The organism is Mycobacterium gordonae (assembly GCF_001417955.2).
In the GTDB taxonomy this organism is placed as follows: Bacteria; Actinomycetota; Actinomycetes; order Mycobacteriales; family Mycobacteriaceae; genus Mycobacterium; species Mycobacterium gordonae_B.
In genome coordinates this window covers 1-1,468 of sequence record NZ_LKTM01000184.1, presented here as the reverse complement: position 1 = coordinate 1,468, position 1,468 = coordinate 1, and the positions used below count along the sequence as shown (strand labels likewise).

2 protein-coding genes are annotated in these 1,468 nt (G+C 60.8%); one reads left to right on the top strand and one right to left on the bottom strand.

The window, feature by feature from the left end; all coding sequences use genetic code 11:
• Positions 1-439: 439 nt before the first annotated feature.
• Positions 440-907 (bottom strand): hypothetical protein, encoded by a 468-nt coding sequence (locus tag AO501_RS39380; RefSeq protein ID WP_231752496.1) that lies wholly within the window; start codon positions 905-907, stop codon positions 440-442.
• On the opposite strand from AO501_RS39380, the gene AO501_RS40725 reads away from it, so the two are divergent.
• Positions 791-1,468: DUF732 domain-containing protein (locus AO501_RS40725; RefSeq protein ID WP_419775676.1), on the top strand; the 678-nt coding region annotated here is incomplete at its 3' end. The genes AO501_RS39380 and AO501_RS40725 overlap by 117 nt on opposite strands.

Genomic DNA, 1,468 nt, shown 5'->3' with positions numbered 1-1,468 from the left:
GGGGAGTCTCTCCATCCCCGCCCTCGGGTCACTAATTGTCAGGGGGCGGGTGCCTCAACCCAGGTTGGCAGAGAGGGTGCCGAACAGCGTTGCACCCTGGAATCACTGGCGATCGCGAACGCATCCGGGGGTGCGACTGATCGATAGCCAGGTGTTCGACGGTGCACCCTTTACCGCCGATCACGTATAGAGCCAGAGCCGCACGACTCGTCATACCGGTTTGCAGTCGGTCGCGTGAGCGTTGCTGCTCTTCTCGCGTTTCCATACCTGGCGCAATGACGGCACAAATAATACGGAGCCCGGTTGCCCACGCAGACAACATAATTGCTTGACTAGGGTACCCCATAGGGGTACATTAAAGCACTATGAAGAGAGTGTAATTCTGCCGCAGACCCCACAGCTGCTTCTCGTTCAACTCAGCACAACAAGATGCCGCCGCCTAGCTAAACGTCTGTTTGGCCTTGCCGGACTGATAGGGGCGACCAGCCGCGGCGAAAACGGCCACGGTTTTATGCCCGAGGCGACCAGAACTCGTGGTGCAATCTGCCGGCAGGAATTGTTCCTTTACATGCGAATCATCGTCGCTCCTGCCTCTGGACGAATCGCGAGCGAATAAGCGCCGCAACGACGTCGCAGCGCCTGAAACCAGCGCAGGCAAGTAGAAAGTAGGCGCACGGCCCCACCAGCGAACGCCTACATGGCAGAAAGACCACAGGGCATGTCCACCAGAATCACCACCCACGTCGGCGCGCTCGTCACCACCCTCGCGGTCATCACCGGCACCGCCGTTCTGCGTGGCGGCGCAGCAGCGGCCGACCCAGACCAAGACGACCAATTTCTCGCTCTGCTCGAAAAAAAAGAGATTCCCGCTGTTGCGAATGCGCCGCGGGTCATCAACGCAGCTCATAAGGTTTGTCTCAAACTTGACGGCGGTACGCCAGTGGACGAAATCGTAGATTCGCTACGCAATGATGCATACAACATGGACCCGGCATTGCGCCGTTTTCCCCCGGCACGAGTCACCACCACCATGACCCGATTCATCACTGCAGCCGTAGAGGTCTACTGCCCCTACGATCGTGGGGCAATAGCTTTCGTAAAGCGCGGTGCGGCGCCGGGACCGGATCAACCAATGTATCGCCTCGGCGGCTCTGGGCACCGCACTGTCAATTCGGGCACGGATTCACCGGAGCGGCGCGCAGCGCCGTACGTCGAACCGGCCGCGCCGCCGGAACCCTCGGGTGACCGCGTGGTCGGGTTGACGCCTGATATCTCCGGGAAAGTTCGGACATACCACCCGTATACGAAGCCAATACACGACATAGTGCCGGCCTGGGCGATCGGTGCGCCACCAGCGGGTGATCCCCACCTACCGAACCCGCCACAGATTCCGATTCCGACTCCCCCGCCTCCCACAGCACATATCGTCACGCCGCTTCCGCAAGTCGAGGCGCCGGCGCCCCCAAGG

Excerpts from the sequence above, each read along its gene's own strand:
- AO501_RS39380 (WP_231752496.1), bottom strand. The coding sequence starts at position 907 with ATGAGCTGCGTTGATGACCCGCGGCGCATTCGCAACAGCGGGAATCTC.